This is a genomic window from Sphingopyxis terrae subsp. terrae NBRC 15098, assembly GCF_001610975.1.
In the GTDB taxonomy this organism is placed as follows: domain Bacteria; phylum Pseudomonadota; class Alphaproteobacteria; order Sphingomonadales; family Sphingomonadaceae; genus Sphingopyxis; species Sphingopyxis terrae_A.
Genome location: NZ_CP013342.1, coordinates 3,471,157 through 3,494,306, shown reverse-complemented (window position 1 = coordinate 3,494,306; position 23,150 = coordinate 3,471,157). Strand labels below are relative to the sequence as shown.

The window sequence follows — 23,150 nt, the reverse complement described above, 5'->3', positions numbered from 1 at the left end:
GTTCAATCGACCCAGTCGAGGCCCATGTCGCGATAGACGCCGCGGTCTTCGTCCCAATTTTCCTTGACCTTCACGTGCAGGAAAAGGTGGACCTTGCGGCCCATCAGTTCGGCAAGTTCGGCGCGGGCCTTTGCGCCAATTTCCTTGATTCGGGAGCCGCCCTTGCCAAGCACGATGGCGCGCTGGTTGTCGCGCGCGACAAAAATCTGCTGGTGGATTTCGGCGCTGCCGTCGGGGCGGGTCTTGAACAATTCGGTCTCGACCGTCGACTGATAGGGCAATTCCTCATGGAGCTGGCGATAGAGCTGCTCGCGCGTGATCTCGGCCGCGAGCATCCGTTCGGGCGCGTCGCTGACCTCGTCCTCGGGGAAATGCCACGGCCCCTCGGGCATCAGCGCGGCGAGATGCGCCTTGAGCTCGGGCACGCCGTCGCCGCTGCTCGCCGCGATGAAGAAGGTTTCGTCGAAGGCGAGCCGGGCGTTGAGCTCGGTCGCGATGGTGAGCAGCTTGTCCTTCTTGGTCAGGTCGACCTTGTTCAGCACCAGATATTTCTTCTCGGGCCGGTTCGCGACTCCTTCCAGCACGCGTTCGACGCGGCCCGTCAGCTTGGCCGCGGCGTCAACCATGACAAGGATGGCCTCGGCTTCCTCGAGGCTGCCCCACGCCGCGGCGACCATCGCGCGGTCGAGCCGGCGGGTGGGCGCGAAGATGCCCGGCGTGTCGATCAGGATGATCTGCGTGTCGCCGTCCATCGCGACGCCCATCAGGCGGGTGCGCGTCGTCTGCGCCTTGGGGCTGACGATGGCGACCTTCTGGCCGACAAGGGCGTTGACGAGGGTCGATTTGCCGGCGTTCGGGGCGCCGACAACCGCCACGAAACCGCAGCGCTGGGTCATTTCACGTCTTCCTGGGTCAAGATTTCGAGCAGGGCGGTGGCGGCCGCCTTCTCGGCAGCCTGCTTGGACGGGCCGTCGCCTTCGGCCTCGGCGAGCTTGCCGATCGCGACGGCGACGCGGAAGCGCGGGGCGTGGTCGGGGCCGTCGCGGCGGACGAGGCGATATTCGGGGGGCTTGCGCTTGCGCGCGAGCGCCCATTCCTGAAGCGCCGCCTTGGGATGTTTGGGCGCGGCGACCTGGCCTTCGATCATGCTGCCCCAATTGCGGACGATGAATGCCCGCGCGGCGTCCTGGCCAAGGTCGAGCCACAGCGCGCCGATCAGCGCTTCGAGCACGTCGGCGGCGATATTGTCGCTATGCCGCCCGCCATCGCCGATCGCCTGCGCGCCGAAGCGGACATGCGCGGTAAGGTCGAGCGCCTGCGCGATCCGCGCGCAGGTTTCGCCCGACGCAAGCGCGTGCAGCCGCGATGACAATTCGCCCTCCGCCGCCTTCGGAAAGCGGGCGAACAATTCGGAAGCAATGACGAGGCCGAGCACGCGGTCGCCCAGAAATTCCAGCCGCTGATAATCACCCGCACCGCTGCTGCCGTGGGTCAGCGCCTCGCGGTAGAGGCCAAGGTCGCGGGGCGTTGCGCCGGTAATGGCGGCAAGCGTTTCCGCGGATACGCCTTCGTTCAAAAGCCTTCCCCGGCGCGGCTCCAGCGGGCGGCGGTGAACCAGCTGATCGGGTTGAGCCAGCTTGCCGACCCGTCGGTCGAGAACATCGTCACCAGCGCATGGCCGACCAGATTTTCCTCGGGCACCAGGCCAATGCCCTGACCTTCGACGGCGGGGAAGCGGCTGTCGGCGCTGCGGTCGCGATTATCCCCCATCAGGAACAGATGGCCGGCAGGCACGGTCACGGGCGCTGTATTATCCTCGGGGATCGAGGTGATATCGAGGATGGCGTAGCTCTTGCCGCTGGGCAGCGTTTCCTTGAAGCGCTTGTAGCGGCACTGACGCTGGCCGTTCGCGCCGATCTCTTCGAACTCGGGCGAATAGCAGGGCAGGGTGCCGTTGGCGCGCGAGGCGTCGATCATATTCTGCGTCACCGGAATGACGAAATCGGCCATCGGTTCGCGCTTCAGCGGCTTGCCGTTCAGCCAGACGATGCCGTCCTTCACCTGGATCGTGTCGCCGGGCAGGCCGATCACGCGCTTGATATAGTCGTTGTCGTTGACCGGCGGCGCCTTGAACACGACAACGTCGCCGCGATCGGGCGTACGCGCGAAAATACGGCCGGGGATCAGCGGCACGCTGAACGGCAGGCTGTATTTCGAATAGCCGTAAGCCATCTTGTTCACGAGCAGATAGTCGCCGATCAGCAGGCGCGGCTGCATCGATTCCGACGGAATGTTGAAGGGCGAGAGAAAGAAGCTTCGAAAGATCAGCACCGCGATCGCGAGCAGCGCGAGAAAGCGGATCGTGTCGACCGCCTCTTCCTTGGCGGATACGGGCGCGGGTTCGGGCGTCGCGGGGGCGGGATTTTCGGCGGGGATGCTGGCGTCGGTCATGGGGCGCATTGACGGTGAATAGGTCTGCGCGTCAAGTAAATATCGGCGGATGACGCTGGCGCGCGAGCGGTGGCGCGCCTATGAAACTGACGAACATCTCCATCCCCGTTCGCATCGAGCGAAGTCGAGATGCCCATCGGTCGTTCGCGCCTTGGGGTGTCTCGACTTTGCTCGACACGAAGGGACCTTAGAAGGACGTTTTCGATGACCACCTCCTCCGATGCGTGGCAGGCGCTCTCCGCGTGGCAACCGCAAACAATCGCCGACCTGATCGCCGCCGATCCGGAGGCGCGGCTTCAGATGCTCGTTCGCAACGTCGCTGACATTCGCTTCGACTTCGCAAAGACGCATCTCGATGGCGAGGCGCTGGCGATCCTTTCGACGCTTGCCGAAGCGCAGGATTTTGCCGGCCGCCGCAAGACGCTTTTCGCGGGCGGCATCGCCAACCCGACCGAAGACCGTGCTGCAGAGCACAGCGCCGAGCGCGGCGAAGGGGCGCCCGAGTCCGTCCATGTCGCGCAGGCATTGCATCAGCGGATGCGGATGCTGATCGACGCGATCGAGGCCGATGCGTTCGGCGAAATCCGCCATTTGCTCCACATCGGCATCGGCGGGTCGGCGCTTGGCCCCCACCTGTTGATCGATGCGCTGGGGCGGCATGGCTCGCGCTACGACGTCGCCATCGTCTCGAATGTCGATGGGGCCGCGCTCGCCGAAGTCTTCGCCAAATTCGATCCAGCCTATACGCTCGTCGCGGTCGCGTCGAAGACCTTCACGACGACCGAGACGCTGCTCAACGCGGCCTCGGCGCTGCAATGGCTGGAGGAAGCGGGCGTCGATGATCCGGTCGGCCGTTTTATTGCGCTGACCGCCAATCCCGAACGCGCGGTCGAATGGGGTATCGACGAAACGCGCATTCTGCCGTTCAGCGAAACCGTCGGCGGGCGCTATTCGCTATGGTCGTCGATCGGCTTTCCGGCGGCGCTGGCGCTCGGCTGGGACGCTTTTCAGGACATGCTCGAAGGCGCGGCGGAGATGGACCGCCATTTCCGGCTCGCCGACGGCGCCGACAATATCTGCCTGCTCGCCGCTTTCGCCGACCAGATTTACGCCAACCGGCTGGGCTGTCAGACCCGCGCAGTTTTTGCCTATGACGAACGGTTGCGGCTGTTGCCCGCCTATCTGCAACAGCTCGAAATGGAATCGAACGGCAAGCGCGTGACGCTCGACGGCGCGCCGCTCGCGCAGCAGAGCGCGCCGATCACCTGGGGCGGCGTCGGCACCGACGCCCAGCACGCGGTGTTCCAACTTCTGCATCAGGGCACGCATCTGACCCCGGTTGAATTCGTCGTCGCGCGCGAGCCCGATCATATCCTTGACGATGCCCACCACGAGACGCTGGTCGCGAACTGCATCGCGCAGGGCGCGGCGTTGATGACCGGCCGTGCGAGCGAGGACGGCGCGCGCGCCTATCCCGGCAACCGTCCATCGACGACGATCCTGCTCGAACAGGTGACGCCGCATAGTCTGGGTGCGCTGATCGCCTTCTACGAACATCGCGTTTTCGCCAACGCCGTGCTGCTCGGCATCAATCCCTTCGATCAGTTCGGGGTCGAGCTAGGCAAGGAAATGGCGAAGGGCCTTGCCGGAGGAACGGTGCAATTCGATCCGGCCACCGAAGCGCTGATGCAGGCGGCGCTGGGGGACTAGGCGATCAGGCTAATCCAAATATTCGATTGGCAAGACGGCGCGGCGTAACCACATAGGCCCTCGCCGCGAATGTCAGCGACGATTGCCAGGGGTGTTTCATGAGCGATTTCGACTATGACCTATTTGTCATCGGCGCCGGGTCGGGCGGCGTTCGCGCGAGCCGGGTCGCGGCGTCGCACGGCGCGCGGGTCGCGGTCGCCGAAGAGTATCGCGTTGGCGGCACCTGCGTCATTCGCGGCTGCGTGCCCAAGAAGCTGCTCGTCTACGGCGCGCATTTTGCCGAGGATCTGAAGGACGCGCGGCATTTCGGTTGGGACGTTCCCGATTGCCATTTCGACTGGCAGCGGCTGCGCGACAATGTGCTCGGCGAAGTCACGCGTCTCGAAGGTCTCTACGGTCAGACGCTCGATAATCACAAGGTTACGCTGCTCAAGACGCGCGCGACAATCGTCGGTCCGCAAAAGGTGCGGCTCGCCGACGGGACCGAACTCACCGCCGAACGCATCCTGGTGGCGACCGGCGGCTGGCCGTTCGTTCCCGAATTTCCGGGCAGCGAGCATGCGATCACCTCGAACGAGGTGTTTCATCTCGACAGCCTGCCGAAGCGTGTGGTGATCGCCGGCGGCGGCTATATCGCCAACGAATTTGCGGGTATCTTCAATGAATTCGGCAGCAAGGTGACGATCGTCAACCGCGGCGACGCGATCCTGCGCGGCTATGACGAGCAGATCCGGGACCGCCTGCTCCAGATTTCGATGACCAAGGGGATCGAATTCCGTTTCAATGCGCCGTTCAAATCAATCGAGAAGCAGGACGACGGATCGCTGATGGTCCATCTCGACAATTGCGATCCGATCGCGGCCGATGCCGTGCTCGTCGCGACCGGACGGGTACCGAACACAAAGGGCTTGGGTCTGGAAGCGGCGGGTGTCGAACTCGACAAGGTTGGCGCGGTCAAGGTCGATGACAATAACCAGTCGTCGGTGCCGAGCATCTACGCCGTCGGCGACGTGACCAATCGCATCCAGCTGACGCCGGTGGCGATCCGCGAGGGGCAGGCGTTCGCCGACAGCGTCTTCGGCGGCAAGCCGACGACCGTCGATTATGCCAATGTCCCGAGCGCGGTGTTCAGCCATCCGCCGATCGGCGCGGTCGGGATGACCGAGGCAGAGGCACGCAACAAGCTGGGCGCTGTGCGCATCTACACCAGCGATTTCCGGGCGATGAAGAATGTCCTTGCCGGCCGCAACGAACGGGCGCTGTACAAGATGGTCGTCAATGCGGCGACCGACCAGGTCGTCGGCCTTCACATGATCGGTCCCGACGCGCCCGAAATTTTGCAGGCCGCCGCCGTCGCCGTGAAGGCGGGGCTGACGAAAGCCGACTTCGACGCCACGGTTGCCCTGCACCCCAGCATGGCCGAGGAACTGGTGCTGCTGAAATAAGCGGCGACCGCGCGGCCTGTCTGCTATTCTTCGCAAATGCGGCGAGGAGCGGTGCAGATGACGGGCACGATATTGGTAACAGGTGGCAGCGGCTATATCGCCGGCTTCCTGATCCGGCAGTTGATCGACAATGGCTGGACGGTTCACACGACGGTGCGCAGCCTGAAGCGCGAGGCCGAAGTGCGCAGCTGGCTGGCGGTCGACAACGACCGGCTTCAGTTCTTCGCGGCCGATCTGGAGCATGATCTCGGCTGGGCGGAGGCGATCGCCGGATGCAGCCATGTCGCGCATGTCGCTTCGCCCTTTCCGATGGGGGTTCCCCAGCATGCCGATGAACTGGTGGTTCCGGCGCGCGAAGGCGCGTTGCGCGCGCTGCGTTTCGCGAGGGCAGCGGGGGTGCGGCGCTTCGTTCTGACCTCGTCGATGGCGGCGATCGCCTATGGGCATGGCGACGGTGGCGGCATCTACAGCGAAACCGATTGGACGAACCTCGATAATCCGGCGGTCATGCCCTATCCGCGCTCGAAAACCGTCGCCGAGCGCGCGGCGCGCGATTGGGTGGCGGCCGAGGGCGGCGACATGGAATTCGCCTCGGTCAATCCAGCAGCGGTGTTCGGGCCGTTGCTGTCCGACGATCTGTCGACGTCGATCGAGGTCGTGAAACAATTGCTCGAGGGCAAGGTGCCAATGTGTCCCGACGTCGGCTTCGGCATCATCGACGTGCGCGACGTTGCCGACCTTCATTATCGCGCGCTCACCGCGCCGGGCATCCGGGACGAGCGCTATGTCTGTTCGGGACCGTTCCTGAAGATGATCGACGTCGCCAACATCCTGACCGCGAACCTGGACGAGCAGGCGCGCAAGGTGCCGACGCGGCGGATGCCCGACTGGCTGCTCAAAGGCTTCGCGATCTTCCGCCCCGAACTCAAGCAACTCGTCGCCGAGCTGGGCAATGTTCGCGGCGGCGATAGCCGTCACGCGATGGAGACGCTCGGCTGGACGATGCGGACGCCCGAGGAGGCGGTGCTGGCGACGGCGCACAGCCTGATCGAGCGAGGAATCGTGAAGGTGTGAGCGTCTTCGTCATTACTTCGCTCCGCTTGCAATGACATTTCGCTAACCGATGCGGTAGGGCACCACGTCGCGGCGGTCGGGGTCGACCAGGATCGGCCGGTCGCTCGGCGGAAAGGCGCGCTGGTCGCAGTCGTCGCGCGGGCAAATCCGGCACGATGATCCGATACGCGTCGCGGCGTGCGGCGCGGTCACATCGACCCCGTCGGCATAGACGAAATCGGCGGCATATTGCGCCTCGCACCCTAGCGCCACGGCATAGCGGCGCGGCGAGCGCGCATAGCTGCCCGACGGTTTCACGAGCCCCTTCGCCATCGACACATAGCGCAGCCCATCGGGTGTCTCGGCGAGCTGGAACAATATGCGGTCGGGGATCGCCGCCGCCTCGTGGACGATCCACAGCGGGCAGGCGCCGCCGAAGCGCGCGAATTGCAGGCGAGTGGCGCTGTGCCGCTTGGTAATGTTGCCCGCCATGTCGACGCGGCAGAAGAACATCGGGATGCCCCGCGCGCCGGGGCGCTGGAGCGTGGAGAGGCGATGGCACGCCTGTTCGAAGCTGACGCCATAGTCGAGCCGCAGCCGGTCGATGTCGTGCCGCACCGCGCGGGCGCTGGCGCGAAAGGCGGCATAGGGCATCAGAACCGCGCCCGCGGCATAATTGGCGAGGCCGACGTGGAGCAACTGGCGCGCCGCCGCGGTGCGCAGCGGCGACGCCTCGATCACCGCAGCAATCTCGCGCGCGAGCGCCAGCGCCGCCAGCTGGTGCGCAAGTTGAAAGCGGCGCGTTTCGGCGGGCTGCGACGGATCGATGATCAGGTGGCGCATCGTCGCGTCGAAATCGCGCAGCACCTGGTGCTGGCGATAGACGATCGAAATGCCCAGCGCCTCGCGCAGCCGTCGTTCGATCGTCTCGATCGCGGGCGACGGATCGCGGCCGCGCAGCTGGCCCGCCAGCGTCTCGGCGGCGCGGTCGATGCTATCGACATAATTGCCCGCGTCGTGGAACCAGTCGCGTACCTCCTCCCACGGCAGACGGCTGCCCTCGGCGGTGCCGCCGGTCATCGCTTCGTCGATGATCTGGAGCCGCTGGCCCGCGCGGCGATAGGCGGCGTGGAGCGCGACGAACTGGTCGGCGAGCTGCGGTTGCTGCAGCGCGGCGCGCTCAAGCTGCTCGGGCGCCAGCGGTGCGGCGGCGAACAGCGGATCGGCCGCCGCCTCGCGCAACGCCCCGGCACGGCGGTCACCGGCATCGGCGGCGACCTCCTCCCATTCGAGCGGGAAAAGCCTTTGCAGCCGGTCGAGCAGGGCAGGGGTCAACGGCCTGTCGTCATGCTCGATCTGGCTGAGGTAAGAGGCAGAGATGCCGATCGCTTCGGCGAAATCGGCCTGGCTCACGCCTCGCTCAAGGCGGAGCTGGCGCAGGCGCGTACCGGCAAAGATGCGTTGGCGGGTCATAGGCGCCCCCTCTTGTTCCGTTCGTGCTGAGCTTGTCGAAGCACCGGTTTTTCTTCCTCCAAGGCAAGGACGGCCCTTCGACAGGCTCAGGGCGAACGGAAGCTGGTAATTCTACTTTGCAAACTATCACTTTGCAACTTTGCAAATTCGCATTTGCATAGCGGGCGCCGTGGGCGCAGATGGCAGGCTCCAGAAAACCGGAGAAGCCGAGTGTCCGCCAATATTGCCGAAATGGAACGTCGCCGCGCCGCCGCCGCCTTGGGAGGCGGGCAGAAGCGTATCGATGCGCAGCATGCCAAGGGCAAGCTGACCGCGCGTGAGCGGTTGCTGGTACTGCTCGACGAAGACTCGTTCGAGGAACTCGACACCTATGTCGAGCATGACTGCGTCGATTTCGGCATGCAGGATCAGAAGATTCCGGGCGATGGCGTCGTGACCGGATCGGGGACGATCAACGGCCGCCTCGTCTATGTCTTCAGCCAGGATTTCACCGTCTTCGGCGGCTCGCTGTCCAAGCGTCACGCCGAAAAAATCTGCAAGGTGATGGAAAAGGCGATGCTGGTCGGTGCGCCGGTCATCGGCCTTAATGACAGCGGCGGCGCGCGTATCCAGGAGGGCGTCGCCAGCCTCGGGGGCTATGCCGACGTGTTCCAGAAAAATGTGCTGGCGTCGGGCGTCGTGCCGCAGATCAGTCTGATCATGGGGCCGTGCGCGGGCGGAGCGGTTTACAGCCCGGCGATGACCGACTTCATCTTCATGGTGAAGGATAGTAGCTACATGTTCGTCACCGGACCTGATGTGGTGAAGACGGTGACCAACGAAGTGGTGACGCAAGAAGAGCTCGGCGGCGCGATCACCCACACGACGAAAAGCTCGGTCGCCGATCTGGCGTTCGAGAACGACATCGAGGCGCTGCTCGCGGCGCGCGACTTCTTCGATTATCTGCCCGAAAACAACCGCAGCGGCGTGCCGGTGCGCCCGACGAGCGATCCCTACGATCGCGCCGAAATGAGCCTCGACACGCTGATCCCGCCCAATGCGAACCAGCCCTATGACATGCACGAACTGATCCGAAAGACAGTCGACGAGGGCGATTTCTTCGAGGTGCAGCCCGCGCACGCCGCGAACATCATCTGCGGCTTCGGTCGCATCGAGGGTCGCACGATCGGCATCGTCGCGAACCAGCCGCTGGTGCTTGCGGGCGTGCTCGACATCAATTCGTCGAAGAAGGCGGCGCGTTTCGTCCGTTTCTGCGACGCGTTCGAAATTCCGATCGTTACCTTCGTCGACGTCCCGGGCTTCCTGCCCGGTACCGCGCAGGAATATAATGGCATCATCAAGCACGGCGCGAAGCTTCTCTTCGCCTATGCCGAGGCGACGGTGCCCAAGATCACGGTCATCACACGCAAGGCCTATGGCGGTGCCTACGACGTGATGGCGTCGAAGCATCTGCGCGGCGATTTGAACTATGCCTGGCCGACCGCCGAGATCGCGGTGATGGGCGCGAAGGGCGCGGTCGAGATCATCTTCCGCAGCGACATCGGCGACCCCGAAAAGATCGCCGAACGCACGAAGGAATATGAGGACCGCTTCGCCAATCCGTTTGTCGCGGCGCAGCGCGGCTATATCGACGAGGTGATCTATCCGCACTCGACGCGCAAGCGGATTGCGCTGGGGTTAAGGAAGCTGCGAAACAAGCAGCTCGAAAATCCGTGGAAGAAGCATGACAATATTCCGCTGTAGGGAATGCTGCGATGAACACCGCGCTTTGGATCCTCGTCGTCGGCTTCCTGCTGGTGGATGGCTGGCTCAACTTCAATGAGAGACCTTCTCTCGCGACCGCGCTGTTTTGGGGAAAGCCCGCAGCGGCTCGGCGTTACGGCGGATTGACGGTTTATGGTCTCGTTATCGCCGCTCTGATTTATCTTGGATGGAGTTCCCGATGAAACTCGGCCGCCTCAACCATATCGGCGTCGCGACGCCGTCGATCGCCGACAGCATCGTCTTTTATCGCGACGTGATGGGCGCGACGAAGATCCATGAGCCGTTCGACCTGCCCGATCAGGGCGTCAAAGTGTGCTTCGTCGATACGCCCGGCGCGGGCGGGGCGCTCGACGGGACTCAGATCGAACTGATCGAGCCGCTGCCGGGCAATACCTCGATCGCGGGGTTCCTCGAAAAGAACCCGGCGGGCGGGCAGCATCACATGTGCTACGAAGTCCCCGACATTCACGCCGCCAAGGCCGAATTCGAGGCGATGGGCAAGCGCGTGCTGGGCGAGCCGCGGATTGGCGCGCACGGGACGTTGATCTTCTTCCTGCACCCCAAGGACATGGGCGGCGTGCTGACCGAGATCATGGAGACGCCGAAGGGGGCGCACTGACCCATTTTTCCTCGTCACCCCGGACTTGATCCGGGGTCGATTCTTGCGTCGCTGCGAGGAATGGATGCCGGATCAAGTCCGGCATGACGAAAAGAGAGTAGAGATACGCATATGACCGACAAACCGACCCTCGACCAATGGGCCGCCGCCGCCGACAAGGAAGTAAAGGGTAAAGACCTCACCTGGCACACGCCGGAGGGGATCGATGTCAAGCCGCTCTACACGGCCGAGGACGTCCAGACCGATCCCGGCCTGCCCGGTTTCGCGCCCTTCACGCGCGGCGTGCGGGCGTCGATGTATGCGGGGCGGCCGTGGACGGTCCGGCAATATGCGGGCTTCTCGACCGCCGAGGAATCGAACGCCTTCTATCGCCGCAACCTCGCCGCGGGGCAGAAGGGTCTCAGCGTCGCCTTCGACCTTGCGACGCACCGAGGCTATGACAGCGACCATCCGCGCGTCGTCGGTGACGTCGGCAAGGCGGGGGTGGCGATCGACAGCGTCGAGGATATGAAGATCCTTTTCGACGGCATCCCGCTCGACCAGATGTCCGTCAGCATGACGATGAACGGCGCGGTCATCCCGATCCTTGCCTTTTTCATCGTCGCGGGCGAGGAGCAGGGGGTCGAGCGCAAGCTGCTCGACGGGACCATCCAGAACGACATTTTGAAGGAGTTCATGGTCCGCAATACCTATATCTATCCGCCCGAACCCTCGATGCGGATCATTAGCGACATCTTCGGCTACACGTCGCGCGAAATGCCCAAGTTCAACAGCATCTCGATCTCCGGTTATCATATGCAGGAGGCGGGGGCGACGCAGGTGCAGGAACTGGCCTTCACCATCGCCGACGGCATCGAATATGTGAAATATGGCGTGGCGAGCGGCCTCGACATCGACAAGTTTGCCGGTCGCCTGTCCTTCTTCTTCGCGATCGGCATGAATTTCTTCATGGAGATCGCCAAGCTGCGCGCCGCGCGCGTGCTGTGGCACCGCGCGATGACGAAGTTGGGCGCGAAGGACGAGCGCAGCAAGATGCTGCGCACCCATTGCCAGACGTCGGGGGTCAGCCTGACCGAGCAAGACCCCTACAACAATGTCATGCGCACGACGATCGAGGCGATGGCGGCGATGCTGGGCGGCACCCAGTCGCTGCACACCAACGCACTCGACGAGGCGATCGCGCTGCCCACCGACTTTTCAGCCCGCATCGCGCGCAACACCCAGATCGTGATCCAGGAAGAAACGGGTATGTGCAACGTCGTCGATCCGCTCGGCGGCAGCTATTATATCGAGGCGCTGACGCAGCAGCTTGTTGACAAGGCGCAGGAGATTATCGACCGGGTCGAAAGCGAAGGCGGCATGGCCAAGGCGGTCGCCGCCGGCTGGCCCAAGGCGATGATCGAGGAAGCCGCCGCCGCCCGACAGGCGAGGGTGGACCGCGGCGACGACGTCATCGTCGGGGTGAACAAATATCGCCTGAAGGACGAGGATCTGCTCGAAACGCTCGAGGTCGACAACACCAAGGTTCGCGAGGCGCAGGTCGCGCGGATCAACCGCGTCAAGGCGAGCCGCGACGAGGTCGCTTGTCAGGCCGCGCTCACCGCGCTGCGCCGCGCGGCGGCGGCTCCGCAGTCGATCGAGACCAATCTTCTCGCGCACGCAGTCGATGCGGCGCGCGCGCGCGCGACGCTGGGCGAAATTTCGGACGCGATGGAGGTCAGCTTCGGGCGCTACGGCACGGTGCCGAAGCCGGTGAAAGGCGTCTATGCCGCGCCCTATCAGGGCGACAACCGCTGGGCGCAGGTCGTCGACGGGGTGAAGGCGGTCGAACGCCGTCTGGGCCGCGCGCCCAAGCTGCTCGTCGCCAAGATGGGGCAGGACGGACACGATCGCGGCGCCAATGTCATCGCCTCGGCGTTCAGCGACATGGGCTTTGACGTGGTGTCCGGGCCCTTGTTCCAGACGCCCGAGGAAACGGTCGTGCTCGCGCTCGAAAGCGGGGTCGATGCGGTCGGCGCGTCGAGCTTGGCCGCCGGGCACAAGACGCTGATCCCCGAACTCATCAAGGGGCTGCGCGAGGCGGGGCGCGGCGATATCAAGGTGATCGCGGGCGGCGTCATTCCGCCGCAGGACTACGACTATCTGCGCGACGCGGGCGTGCAGGGCATCTATGGCCCGGGCAGCAATGTGGTGGAATGCGCCGCCGACGTCCTGCGCCTGCTCGGCCACAATATGCCCCCGCTGGAGGATGCTGCATGAGCAACCATAAACCTGAAACGCTGAGCGTTCACGCCGGCACCGCGCCCGATCCGACGACCAAGGCGCGGATCACGCCGATCTACCAGACCGCATCCTATGTGTTCGACGATGTCGATCATGCGTCGCGATTGTTCAACCTGCAGGAATTCGGGAATATCTACACCCGGATCATGAACCCGACGAACGGCGCGCTCGAAGGCAAGATCGCGGCGCTGGAGGGCGGGCAGGCGGCGCTCGCGGTGGCGTCGGGCCATGCTGCGCAGTTTCTGGCCTTCCATACGATCATGGAGCCGGGGTGTGAGATCGTTGCGGCGAAAAAGCTCTATGGCGGCTCGCTCAACCAGCTGGGGCAGAGCTTTCGCAAGATGGCCTGGACGACGCATTTCGTCGATGCCGACGATCCGGCGAATGTCGCGGCCGCGATCAACGACAGGACGCGCGCGGTCTTCATCGAAAGCCTCGCCAATCCGGGCGGGGTCGTGCAGGATATCGCGGCGATTGCAAAGGTCGCCCACGATGCCGGCGTACCGCTGATCGTCGACAACACGATGGCGACCCCGATGCTCTGCCGCCCGATCGAGCATGGCGCCGACATCGTCGTCCATTCGGCGACCAAATTCCTGAACGGTCATGGCAATGCGATCGGCGGCCTGATCGTCGATGCCGGGACGTTCGACTGGTCAAAGGGCGGCAAATATCCCGCGCTGAGCGAACCCAATGCCTCCTATCACGGGCTGACCTTCACCGAGGCGTTCGGGCCGCTCGCCTTCATCCTCGCCGCGCGGACGCTCGGCCTGCGCGACCTTGGCCCCGCGCTCGCGCCGATGAACGCCTTTCTTGCGCTCACCGGCATGGAGACGCTCGCGCTGCGCATGGACCGGCATTGCAGCAACGCGCTCGCGCTCGCCAAATGGTTGCAGGATCATCCGGCAGTGAGCTGGGTCTCCTATGCCGGTCTGCGGGGCAGCCCCTATCACGACCTCGCGCACAAATATCTCGGCGGGCGCGGCGGCGCCGTGTTCACCTTCGGCCTCCAGGGCGGCTACGATGCTGGCGTCAAGCTCGTCTCCGCGGTCAAGCTGTTCAGCCATCTCGCCAATCTGGGCGACACCCGCTCGCTGATCATCCATCCGGCATCGACGACGCACAGCCAGCTTTCGGAGGCCGAACTGGTCGAAGCGGGCGCCGGGCCCGACGTCGTCCGCGTGTCGGTGGGGATCGAACATATCGACGACATCATCGCTGACCTGGCACAGGCATTGGAGACCGAAGCGTGACCGAAACCCGTACCGACTGGACGCGCGAGGAAATCGCCGCACTGTTCGACCTGCCGTTCGACGAATTGATGTGGGAGGCGCAGGGCGTCCATCGCCGCCATCACGCGCGCGGCGAGGTGCAGCTTTGCACGCTCTTGAGCATCAAGACCGGCGGCTGCGTCGAGGATTGCGGCTATTGCTCGCAATCAAAACATGCCGACAGCGGGCTCAAGGCCACCAAGCTGATGGATGTGCGCGCGGTGCTGCAAGCTGCGGCGCAGGCGAAGGATGCCGGGTCGAAGCGCTTCTGCATGGGCGCCGCCTGGCGCAACCCCAAGGACCGCGACATGGCGAGCATCGTCGAGATGGTCGAGGGCGTGCGCGCGATGGGCATGGAAACCTGCATGACCCTGGGCATGCTGACCAAGGAACAGGCGCAGACGCTCGCGGTCGCGGGGCTCGACTATTACAACCACAATATCGACACGAGCCCGGAGAATTACGAGAATATCATCTCCACGCGGACCTTTCAGGACCGGCTCGACACGCTGGAGGAAGTCCGCAATGCCGGGATCAACGTCTGTTCGGGCGGGATTGTCGGGCTGGGCGAGACGCGCGCCGACCGCGTCGGTTTCATCCACGCGCTCGCAACGCTCGAACGCCATCCCGAAAGCGTGCCGGTCAACGCGCTGGTGCCGGTGAAGGGCACCGTGCTCGGCGACATGCTCGAGGGCACCCCGCTCGCGAAGATTGACGATATCGAATTCGTCCGCACGATCGCGGTCGCGCGTATCACGATGCCGAAATCGATGGTCCGCCTGTCGGCGGGACGCGAGAGCATGTCGGAGGCGACGCAGGCGCTCTGCTTCATGGCGGGCGCGAACAGCATCTTCACCGGCGACAAGCTGCTGACGACCGCGAACGCGGGCGACAATGCCGACGCGGCGCTCTTCGCAAAGCTGGGGCTGCGGCCGATGGAAAGCGAAGAGCCGATGCGCCAAGGGATGCTGACGGAGACCGCGGAGTGATCCTCGCCCTTTTCTATTTGGCGGTAGCAGTCGCGGAGGATCCTCCCGTCGATTGCGACAATCAACGATATCAGGTCGAGATGAACTATTGTGCCGGAAAGGCCTATGAGGTCGCCGATGCTACGCTCAATGCGCAGTGGAAGCTGACCGTGGCCGAGATGCGGTCGCGCGATAAGATGATCGATCGCCGCTACGATACCCAGCCCACCCATTATGACACCTTGCTCGCCGCGCAGCGCGCGTGGCTGACCTATCGCGATCAGCAGTGGCTGGTCGAGAGTTTTGCGGCGCGCGGCGGTAGCATGGCACCGATGCTCCACAGCGGATGCATGGAACGACTGACCAAGGCGCGGACCGCCGAACTCAAGGCACTTGTCGAGGAATATTGATGTTCAAGAAAATCCTGATCGCCAATCGCGGCGAAATTGCCTGCCGCGTCATCAAGACCGCGCGGCGTATGGGCATATCGACGGTCGCCGTCTATTCGGACGCCGACGCGCGCGCGCCCTTCGTGCAGATGGCTGACGAGGCGGTGCATATCGGGCCGTCGCCGGCGTCCGAATCCTATCTGATCGCCGACAAGATCATCGCCGCATGCAAGGAAACCGGCGCCGAGGCGGTGCATCCGGGCTATGGTTTCCTGTCGGAACGCACCAGCTTCGCTGAGGCGCTGGCCAAGGAAAATATCGCCTTCATTGGCCCGCCGGTGAACGCGATCGCCGCGATGGGGGACAAGATCGAGTCGAAGAAGCTTGCAAAGGAAGCGGGCGTCAACGTCGTCCCCGGCTTTGTTGGTGAAATCCGCGACACCGAACATGCCGTCGAGATCAGTAACGAGATCGGCTATCCGGTGATGATGAAGGCCAGCGCCGGCGGCGGCGGCAAGGGCATGCGCCTCGCCTATGACGAAAAGGACGTCCGCGAAGGCTTCGAGAGCGTCAAGCGTGAGGGGCTGAACAGCTTCGGCGACGACCGCGTGTTTATCGAGAAATTCATCCTCAATCCGCGCCATATCGAGATCCAGATTCTCGGCGATCAGCACGGCAACATCCTCTACCTCAACGAGCGCGAATGCAGCATCCAGCGCCGCCACCAGAAGGTCGTCGAGGAAGCGCCGTCGCCCTTCGTCACCGAAAAGATGCGCAAGGCGATGGGCGAGCAGTGCGTCGCGCTGTCGAAGGCGGTGGGCTATTACAGCGCGGGGACGGTCGAACTGATCGTGTCGGGCGCCGACCCGACGGGCGAGAGCTTCTATTTCCTGGAAATGAACACCCGGCTTCAGGTCGAGCATCCCGTGACCGAGGCGATTACCGGCATCGATCTGGTCGAACAGATGATCCGCGTCGCGGCGGGCGAGAAGCTCGAAATGACGCAGGACGACATCAAGATCGACGGCTGGGCGATCGAGAACCGCGTTTATGCCGAAGATCCCTATCGCGGTTTCCTGCCCTCGACCGGGCGCCTGACGCGCTATAAACCGCCGGTGCCGGGCTGGACCGACGATGGCGGGGAAAACGGCCGCCGGGGTGTCGACGGCGTGCGCGTGGACGACGGTGTTTACGATGGCGGCGAAGTGTCGATTTTCTACGACCCGATGATCGCCAAGCTGATCACCTGGGGCGAGACGCGTGACGAGGCGGCGGACCTGCAGGTCGCGGCGCTCGACCGCTTCGAGCTCGAGGGGCTGGGGCACAATATCGATTTCGTCTCGGCGATCATGCAGCACCCGCGCTTCCGCTCGGGCGAGTTGACCACGGGCTTCATTGCCGAGGAATATCCCGAGGGCTTCCACGGCGCGCCGACCGACGAAGCGGTGACGCGCGCGCTCGCGGCGATCGCGGGCTTCATGGCGTCGGCCGAGGCCGATCGCGCGCGGCGCACCGACGGGCAGCTCGGCGACCGGCTCGACCCGCCCGCGAAATGGCAGGTGACGATTGACGGCACGAGCCACAAGGTCAAACTCGGCCACAAGCATATCAAGGTCGACGGTGACAAGATCGACATCGCGCTCGAATATACGCCGGGCGACCGGTTGGTGATTGCCGAGATCGGCGACGGCGAACTGGCGGTGAAGGTCGCGAAGACGCGTACGGGCTGGCGCATGACGACGCGCGGCGCAATCCACGACGTGCGCGTGCTGCCCTGGCATGTGGCGCCGCTGGCGAGCCACATGATCGAAAAGATCCCGCCCGATCTGTCGAAATTCCTCATCTGTCCGATGCCCGGCCTGCTCGTCGCGCTGCATGTCGGCGAAGGGGATAAAGTCGAGGCGGGGCAGCCGCTGGCGACCGTCGAGGCGATGAAGATGGAGAATATCTTGCGCGCCGAAAAATCGGGTGTCGTGAAGACGGTCAACGCAGCGCAAGGCGAAAGCCTGGCGGTCGATGCGGTGATTTTGGAGATGGAGTAATCCACTTTCGTCATTCCCGCGCAGGCGGGAATCCAGCTAAGGCAGTGAGGAAGCTGGATTCCCGCCTGCGCGGGAATGACGGAGAGTTGGAATGCACCTGAATCACGACGCCGCAGCCCCCGCTGCGGAGCCCATCGCCTTCGACGATTTCCTCTGCGTCGATATCCGCATCGGCACGATCGTCGCGGCCGAGCCTTTTCCCGAAGCGCGCAAGCCGGCGTTCAAGCTGAAAATCGATTTCGGCCCCGCAATCGGTATCAAGAAGAGCAGCGCGCAGATCGTCGCGCGCTACGCGCTCGAGGATTTGCCGGGTCGGCAGGTTGCGGCGGTCGTCAACTTTCCTCCGCGCCAGATCGGCAAGTTCATGTCCGAAGTGCTGACGCTGGGTTTCGCCGACGCGGCGGGCGAGGTGATCCTCTTTGCTCCCGATCGTGTGGTACCCGATGGAGCTCGGCTGTTCTGAATGAGCTTAACACAATATGTTCAATCAAGTTCGTATCCGTGGCGCGCGACCAGAGGCGCAATAATCGGCATCGCAGCACTTAGATGATGTCCATAGTTTCGCCAGCGAAACACCGCATCTTTGCTAATCGGGCCGCGCGCGCGCGCATAGCTGGGCGTTGCGGGCGTTGAAGTAACTTCGACGGAATTGGCCGCGGGAAAGCTGAGGCCGGTTGCAACGCTGAGCCGCTCTCCGGCTGTTACTGGATCGGCGACCAGTTGCTCATATGACTGACGATACAGCAGGCACCCGGCAGCTTCCCAATGTGCGGTAAGTCTATCGATAGCCGCGAGATGATGTGCTGCATCGAGTGGGTTGAGTGCGCAATTATATCCATGCGTCAGATGATGCGACATCATTGAAACGACAACGTCGAGGGGATGGCGAGTCATCACTATGAACGGCGATTCCGGAAACGCCATCGTGAGAAGAGGCAAAAACTGTTCGTTGAACGGCATTTTATCTACGAAGTGTGGCGCCTGAGCCGTATCTGCGTCGGCGGAGGCTAGTCCTGAATAGAGGTCGCGAAGCGCGACAGCCAAGCGATCTTTCGTAACATTTCCGAGCGACGCCAAGCCATCGGGATAGCTGCCGAACTGCGTAGAAATATGTTGAACGAGATGGAACGCGAAGGGAAGTTCGCCACGCGCACTGACCATTTGATCAGCGCTTATCAGCTGTTCGAAAAGCGTCGTGCCCGACCGTGGCGGCCCCGTGACGAAGATCGGCTGAGGCAAGCGATCATTCTTCGGTGCGCGGGGCAATGCATTGATAAAGTCTGCTGAAAATATATCGATGACTCGATCGTGATGTGCCGTCAGGCGAGCAGCAGGATATGATAACTTCTCTGAGGCCGCGATCTCCGCTTTGCCGGCGACAAAATCTCCCCACGCATCGTCGTAACGGCCCGCGCGATCCCGCAGTCGACCGCGTGCCAACCTGTCGGATCCGGAAATCGAACTTGCTCGGTCGAGTATGTCGAGCGCCGTTTCCCATTCGTCCGTGCGCATCTTCAGAATCGCAGTCCTAACTGAGATATCCTGCCCCAATTGCGCGGCGAGTTTGTCGGCCCTCTCCAAAATTGCGCGGAGATCGTCGAATCGATCAAGCCTTTCGAATACCCAACCTAAGCGGAGCAATACCCCAAGCGGGTCGCTGCTCCCGTCTATGCTTGCCGTTAACTGCATCGCCGCCAGTTCGTATTGCCCGGCGCGGGCAAGTGCAGCGCCGCGCGCAGCGAGCAGATCCGGGTGAGGTGCTTCACCTGGCGGCGTGCCCCGGTCAAGGTGATACAGGGCCAACGCCGTTTCGCCACGACGCGCTGCGAATTGTCCGAGCAATGCGTGTGCTTCATACGCATTGTTCGAGGTTGCCAGCATATCTCGTGCCTGAAGTTCCGCCTCCGCAAAACGGCCTTGAGAGAGCAGCGTCCGCATGCGTGTGAGGTTGGTCGACGACATGCCGGGCTCAACTCACATGCTTAACGGGTCCACCCATCAGCCTTTTCGCGAGGAACAGCTTGAAGAGGATAAACGCGACCAGCCCGACCGCGGCGGTTGCGACGTGGAACAGCCAGAAACTGGTCGTCGGCATCGACGAATACCAAGTGCCGACCTCACCGACGATCTTGTTCGCGCCGAAGAAGGCGAGGTAATAAATGCCGACGATCGTCGCGTTGAGCGCCTTCGGTGCCAGCTTGGTGAACAGCGCGAGGCTGACGGGCAGGATATGCGCAAAGCCGACGCTGTTGAGCAGATGGAACATCACGGGCCAGAACAGCCCGATCTTGCCGTCACCCTGCGTCGCCGCCGCCATGACGAGGCAGAGTCCGCCGGCGATGGTGAAGACGCTGCCGATGATCATCTTGCCCAACTCGTCGGGTTCGCGGTGGCGCTTGCCGTACCAGACATAGAAGGCGGCGACCGCGGCGAGCATCGAGAAGCTCGCCGCCGCGTCGATGGTGATCATCCAGCTCGTCGGCAGCGTCTCACCAAAGAAGGTGAGCTGGAAATGCTGATCGGCCCAGACCAGATAGGCGTTGAAGATTTCCTGATTGGTGAGCAGCGCGACCGCCATCACCGGCACCAGCGTCAGCACCGCGACGACGCGCAGCCAGTCCTGCCGCGACATCGGTTCACTCGCTTTCGCAGCCGCGCCCTTCGCAGGCCGATTGTCGGCAGGCAGCCACGGTCCTGCCATGATATAGAGGATCAGGCCGATGACCATCACCACGCCCGCGGTGCCGAACCCCCAGTGCCAGCCGACCTTTTCGCCCAGCGTACCCGAAATCAGCGGCGCGGCGATGACGCTGACGTTGATCGCGATGTAAAAGATCTGGAACGCCATCGCGCGGCGCAGATCGCCGGGCTTGTAAAGTTCGCCGACCTGGCTCGCGATATTGCCCTTGAACAGTCCCACGCCGACGATCAGCGCGAGCAGGGCGAAGAGGAAGGCGCCCTCGAACGCCATCAGGAAATGACCGATCGCCATGATCAGGCCGCCGGCGATCAACGTCGCGCGCCGCCCGAGCCAGCGGTCGGCGATGAAGCCGCCGGCGATCGGGGTCAGATAAACGAGCGAGGTATAATCGCCGAAAATCTTCGACGCGAAGGGCTGGCCGTCGATCCCGCCGTACCAGCCGCGCAACCATTCCAGTCCGAAGACCCCGCTCGCATGTTCGGGCAGCAGCAGATATTTGACCATGTAAAGGACGAGCAAAGTCTGCATCGAATAATAGGAAAAACGCTCGCACCCTTCGACGAAAGCCAGATATCCGAGTCCCTTGGGATGGCCCAGAAAGGCGCGGTCGGCGCGGTCCATGCCCTCTTCGAAATCCGGCGTCGCCTCGGCAATCGTCATATGGTCACTCCCCGAAATTTCGGGCGACCCTAATGTTGCAAATGAAACTTTCCAGACACAATCGACGAACGGCGGCGGGCTCTCCTGCGACCCGGCGCGGTGGAGCGGTCAGCGAATCCGCTGGCCGCCCTTCCATAGCGCGGTGACGCGGCCCTGCACCGGCATGCCGTCGAAGGGCGTGTTGCCCGCCCAGGCGGCCATCCGCTTCGCATCGACCTGCCACGGCGCGCCCTCGTTGATCAGGATCAGGTCGGCATCACTACCCACCGTCAGCATCCCCGCGTCGAGCCCGAGCAACTTCGCCGGCGTCGCGGCGAGGAGATCGAACAGGCGCGCCGGGGTGACATGACCGTCGCGCACCAGTTGCAGCCCCATCGCGAGCAACGTCTCGGCGCCCGCCATGCCGGGGAGCGCTTCGGCGAAGGGCAGGCGCTTGTCTTCGGGGCCGCGCGGATCGTGGCCCGACGCGAGCACGTCGATCGTGCCGTCGGCGATGGCGGATAGGCAGGCGTGCCGGTCATCCTCGCTGCGCAGCGGCGGCGACAGGCGGGCAAAGGTGCGGAAATCGCCGATCGCCGTGTCCGACAGGAACAGGTGGGCGGGCGTGATGCCGCAGGTGACGGGCAGGCCTTTCGCCTTGGCGGCGCGGACAATTTCGAGCCCGCGCGCCGTGGTGACTTGGCGGAAGTGGATCGGCGCGCCGGTTTCCTCGACAAGCATGATGTCGCGTGCGATCGCCATCGCCTCTGCGATCGCGGGCGCTGAGGCAAGGCCGAGCCGCGTCGCCATCTCGCCATCGGTCGCAACCGCGCCGGCGGTCAGCCCTTCGTCCTCGGAATGAGCGATAACGGTAAGGCCGAGCGACGCGGCGTAGGACAGAACGCGGCGCATGACGCCGGCATCGGCGATGCGTGCGCGTCCGGTGGCGACCGCGCGCGCGCCCGCCTGCTGCATCAGGCCGATCTCGGCGAGTTCGGCGCCGGCGAGGCCCTTGGTCGCGGCGGCGAGCGGGTGAACCCATAGGTCGGGCTTGCCGCCCTTCGCGGCGCGTTCGACCAGACCCGCGCCGTCGAGCGGGCCGCTGTCGGGCATCAGCGCCGCGCGCGTGATGCCGCCGAAGTGAAAGGCCGGCTTGTCGGTCGCGAAGACGCCGAAATCGATGATGCCGGGGGCGAGCCATTGGCCCTTGGCGTCGATCGTTTCGGTGCCCTCCGGCGTTTCCGACGGGTTCAGCGCCGCGATGCGGCCGCCCGCAACCAGCAGGCTACCCGGTTCGCCGCCGAGCAGGCGCGCATTGGCGATCAGAAGGGGCTTCAGTTCCATCCCGGCACCTCCCGCTTGCGGCGCGTCAATATGTCGAGGCAGGCCATGCGCACCGCTACCCCCATTTCGACCTGTTCGGTAATCGTCGAGCGCGCGGGATCGTCGGCGACATTGCTGTCGATCTCGACCCCGCGGTTCATCGGGCCGGGGTGCATGACGATCGCATCGGGCTTCGCCTTGTCCAGCCGCTGCGGCGTCAGGCCGTAGAGCGCGTGATATTCGCGCGCGCTCGGCAGATAGGCGCCGTCCATGCGTTCGTTCTGCAAGCGCAGCATCATTACGACGTCTGCGCCTTTCAGCCCCTCGTCCATGTCGGTGAAGGTCGCGACATGCATCCGTTCCATCGCGGGCGGCGTCAGCGTCGGCGGCGCGACGACGCGCACCTCATTGCCGAGCAGAGTGAGCGCCAGGATGTTTGAACGCGCGACGCGGCTGTGCAATACGTCGCCGCAGATCGCGATCGTCAGCCCTTCGACGCGTCCGAGCCGGCGGCGGATGGTCAGAGCATCGAGCAGCGCCTGCGTCGGATGTTCGTGGCGCCCGTCGCCCGCGTTGAGCACCGGGCAATCGACCTTGTCGGCAATCAGCTGCACCGCGCCCGACGACGCATGGCGGATCACCATCGCGTCGGCGCGCATCGCATTCAGCGTCATCGCCGTGTCGATCAGCGTCTCACCCTTCTTCACGCTCGACTGTGCGGCGTGCATGTTCACGACATCGGCGCCGAGGCGCTTGCCCGCAATCTCGAACGACAAAAGGGTGCGCGTCGAATTTTCGAAAAAGGCGTTGATGATCGTCAGCCCCTTGAGCCGGTCGTCATGCTTCGCCGCGCCGCTGCGATTGAGTTCGACCCACTCTTCGGCGGCATCCAGGATGTAGGAAATCTCCCACGGGGTGAGCTGGGCGATGCCGGTCAGGTGGCGATGGCGAAAGGCATCGCCGCCGGGCGGATAGTCGCTGGCGGGTCGAGGAGTTGCGCTTGTCATTAAAGCCGAGCC

At 64.0% G+C, this 23,150-nt stretch carries 20 protein-coding genes; 12 read left to right on the top strand and 8 right to left on the bottom strand.

Features of this window, described 5'->3' with window-relative positions; translation table 11 throughout:
* Nucleotides 1–2 precede the first annotated feature (2 nt).
* Genes era through lepB form a run of 3 tightly spaced genes read right to left on the bottom strand, consistent with a single transcriptional unit; the run spans nucleotide 3 to nucleotide 2,451 of the window.
* Nucleotides 3–896, bottom strand: a complete 894-nt coding sequence (gene era, locus AOA14_RS16605; protein ID WP_062902591.1) for a GTPase Era — start codon at nucleotides 894–896, stop codon at nucleotides 3–5.
* Nucleotides 893–1,576, bottom strand: a complete 684-nt coding sequence (gene rnc, locus AOA14_RS16600) for a ribonuclease III (protein ID WP_003043654.1) — start codon at nucleotides 1,574–1,576, stop codon at nucleotides 893–895. Before rnc ends, era begins: the two co-directional genes overlap by 4 nt.
* A complete protein-coding gene (gene lepB / locus AOA14_RS16595) occupies nucleotides 1,573–2,451 on the bottom strand; it encodes a signal peptidase I (protein ID WP_062903230.1) in 879 nt (292 codons plus the stop codon). Before lepB ends, rnc begins: the two co-directional genes overlap by 4 nt.
* 204 nt (nucleotides 2,452–2,655) lie before the next feature.
* Here lepB and pgi point away from each other — a divergent pair, with 204 nt between their 5' ends.
* The 3 genes from pgi (at nucleotide 2,656) to AOA14_RS16580 (ending at nucleotide 6,680) form a co-directional block, all read left to right on the top strand.
* Nucleotides 2,656–4,161, top strand: coding sequence for a glucose-6-phosphate isomerase (pgi, locus tag AOA14_RS16590; RefSeq protein ID WP_062902590.1), 1,506 nt, complete (start codon nucleotides 2,656–2,658; stop codon nucleotides 4,159–4,161).
* A gap of 98 nt (nucleotides 4,162–4,259) precedes the next feature.
* Nucleotides 4,260–5,606 carry a glutathione-disulfide reductase gene (gene gor / locus AOA14_RS16585; RefSeq protein ID WP_062902589.1) on the top strand — a complete coding sequence of 449 codons (1,347 nt, stop codon included), beginning with the start codon at nucleotides 4,260–4,262 and terminating at the stop codon, nucleotides 5,604–5,606.
* Between the two features lie 57 nt (nucleotides 5,607–5,663).
* Nucleotides 5,664–6,680 (top strand): NAD-dependent epimerase/dehydratase family protein, encoded by a 1,017-nt coding sequence (locus AOA14_RS16580; protein WP_062902588.1) that lies wholly within the window; start codon nucleotides 5,664–5,666, stop codon nucleotides 6,678–6,680.
* 42 nt (nucleotides 6,681–6,722) lie between these two features.
* Here AOA14_RS16580 and AOA14_RS16575 read toward each other — a convergent pair whose 3' ends face one another.
* Nucleotides 6,723–8,132, bottom strand: coding sequence for a helix-turn-helix domain-containing protein (locus AOA14_RS16575; protein WP_062902587.1), 1,410 nt, complete (start codon nucleotides 8,130–8,132; stop codon nucleotides 6,723–6,725).
* A gap of 210 nt (nucleotides 8,133–8,342) precedes the next feature.
* On the opposite strand from AOA14_RS16575, the gene AOA14_RS16570 reads away from it, so the two are divergent.
* From AOA14_RS16570 to AOA14_RS16530, 9 genes are all read left to right on the top strand, one after another.
* Entirely contained in the window at nucleotides 8,343–9,875 is a 1,533-nt protein-coding gene (locus AOA14_RS16570; RefSeq protein WP_062902586.1) for an acyl-CoA carboxylase subunit beta, read from the top strand.
* Nucleotides 9,876–9,886: 11 nt separating this feature from the next.
* On the top strand, nucleotides 9,887–10,078 hold the full coding sequence (locus AOA14_RS16565) for a hypothetical protein (RefSeq protein WP_062902585.1): 192 nt from the start codon (nucleotides 9,887–9,889) through the stop codon (nucleotides 10,076–10,078).
* Entirely contained in the window at nucleotides 10,075–10,515 is a 441-nt protein-coding gene (mce, locus tag AOA14_RS16560; RefSeq protein ID WP_062902584.1) for a methylmalonyl-CoA epimerase, read from the top strand. The genes AOA14_RS16565 and mce overlap by 4 nt, the downstream gene beginning before the upstream one ends.
* Nucleotides 10,516–10,626: 111 nt before the next feature.
* Nucleotides 10,627–12,774, top strand: a complete 2,148-nt coding sequence (gene scpA, locus AOA14_RS16555; RefSeq protein WP_062902583.1) for a methylmalonyl-CoA mutase — start codon at nucleotides 10,627–10,629, stop codon at nucleotides 12,772–12,774.
* On the top strand, nucleotides 12,771–14,051 hold the full coding sequence (locus tag AOA14_RS16550; RefSeq protein WP_062902582.1) for an O-acetylhomoserine aminocarboxypropyltransferase: 1,281 nt from the start codon (nucleotides 12,771–12,773) through the stop codon (nucleotides 14,049–14,051). The genes scpA and AOA14_RS16550 overlap by 4 nt, the downstream gene beginning before the upstream one ends.
* Nucleotides 14,048–15,058, top strand: coding sequence for a biotin synthase BioB (gene bioB / locus AOA14_RS16545; protein ID WP_202988311.1), 1,011 nt, complete (start codon nucleotides 14,048–14,050; stop codon nucleotides 15,056–15,058). The genes AOA14_RS16550 and bioB overlap by 4 nt, the downstream gene beginning before the upstream one ends.
* Nucleotides 15,055–15,447, top strand: coding sequence for a lysozyme inhibitor LprI family protein (locus tag AOA14_RS16540; protein ID WP_062902580.1), 393 nt, complete (start codon nucleotides 15,055–15,057; stop codon nucleotides 15,445–15,447). The genes bioB and AOA14_RS16540 overlap by 4 nt, the downstream gene beginning before the upstream one ends.
* A complete protein-coding gene (locus AOA14_RS16535) occupies nucleotides 15,447–17,468 on the top strand; it encodes an acetyl-CoA carboxylase biotin carboxylase subunit (RefSeq protein ID WP_062902579.1) in 2,022 nt (673 codons plus the stop codon). The genes AOA14_RS16540 and AOA14_RS16535 overlap by 1 nt, the downstream gene beginning before the upstream one ends.
* 91 nt (nucleotides 17,469–17,559) lie before the next feature.
* The gene (locus tag AOA14_RS16530; RefSeq protein WP_062902578.1) at nucleotides 17,560–17,931 is read left to right on the top strand and encodes a tRNA-binding protein; all 372 of its coding nucleotides are present in this window, start codon (nucleotides 17,560–17,562) and stop codon (nucleotides 17,929–17,931) included.
* A gap of 20 nt (nucleotides 17,932–17,951) precedes the next feature.
* On the opposite strand, the gene AOA14_RS19420 is transcribed toward AOA14_RS16530, so the two are convergent.
* The 4 genes from AOA14_RS19420 to AOA14_RS16510 form a co-directional block, all read right to left on the bottom strand.
* Nucleotides 17,952–19,406 (bottom strand): tetratricopeptide repeat-containing sulfotransferase family protein, encoded by a 1,455-nt coding sequence (locus AOA14_RS19420; protein ID WP_202988310.1) that lies wholly within the window; start codon nucleotides 19,404–19,406, stop codon nucleotides 17,952–17,954.
* A 31-nt stretch (nucleotides 19,407–19,437) separates the two neighbouring features.
* Nucleotides 19,438–20,829, bottom strand: a complete 1,392-nt coding sequence (locus AOA14_RS16520) for a peptide MFS transporter (RefSeq protein ID WP_082819980.1) — start codon at nucleotides 20,827–20,829, stop codon at nucleotides 19,438–19,440.
* Nucleotides 20,830–20,937: 108 nt separating this feature from the next.
* Nucleotides 20,938–22,152 carry a dihydroorotase gene (locus AOA14_RS16515; protein WP_062902576.1) on the bottom strand — a complete coding sequence of 405 codons (1,215 nt, stop codon included), beginning with the start codon at nucleotides 22,150–22,152 and terminating at the stop codon, nucleotides 20,938–20,940.
* The gene (locus AOA14_RS16510) at nucleotides 22,143–23,138 is read right to left on the bottom strand and encodes an aspartate carbamoyltransferase catalytic subunit (RefSeq protein ID WP_062902575.1); all 996 of its coding nucleotides are present in this window, start codon (nucleotides 23,136–23,138) and stop codon (nucleotides 22,143–22,145) included. Before AOA14_RS16510 ends, AOA14_RS16515 begins: the two co-directional genes overlap by 10 nt.
* Nucleotides 23,139–23,150 lie beyond the last annotated feature (12 nt).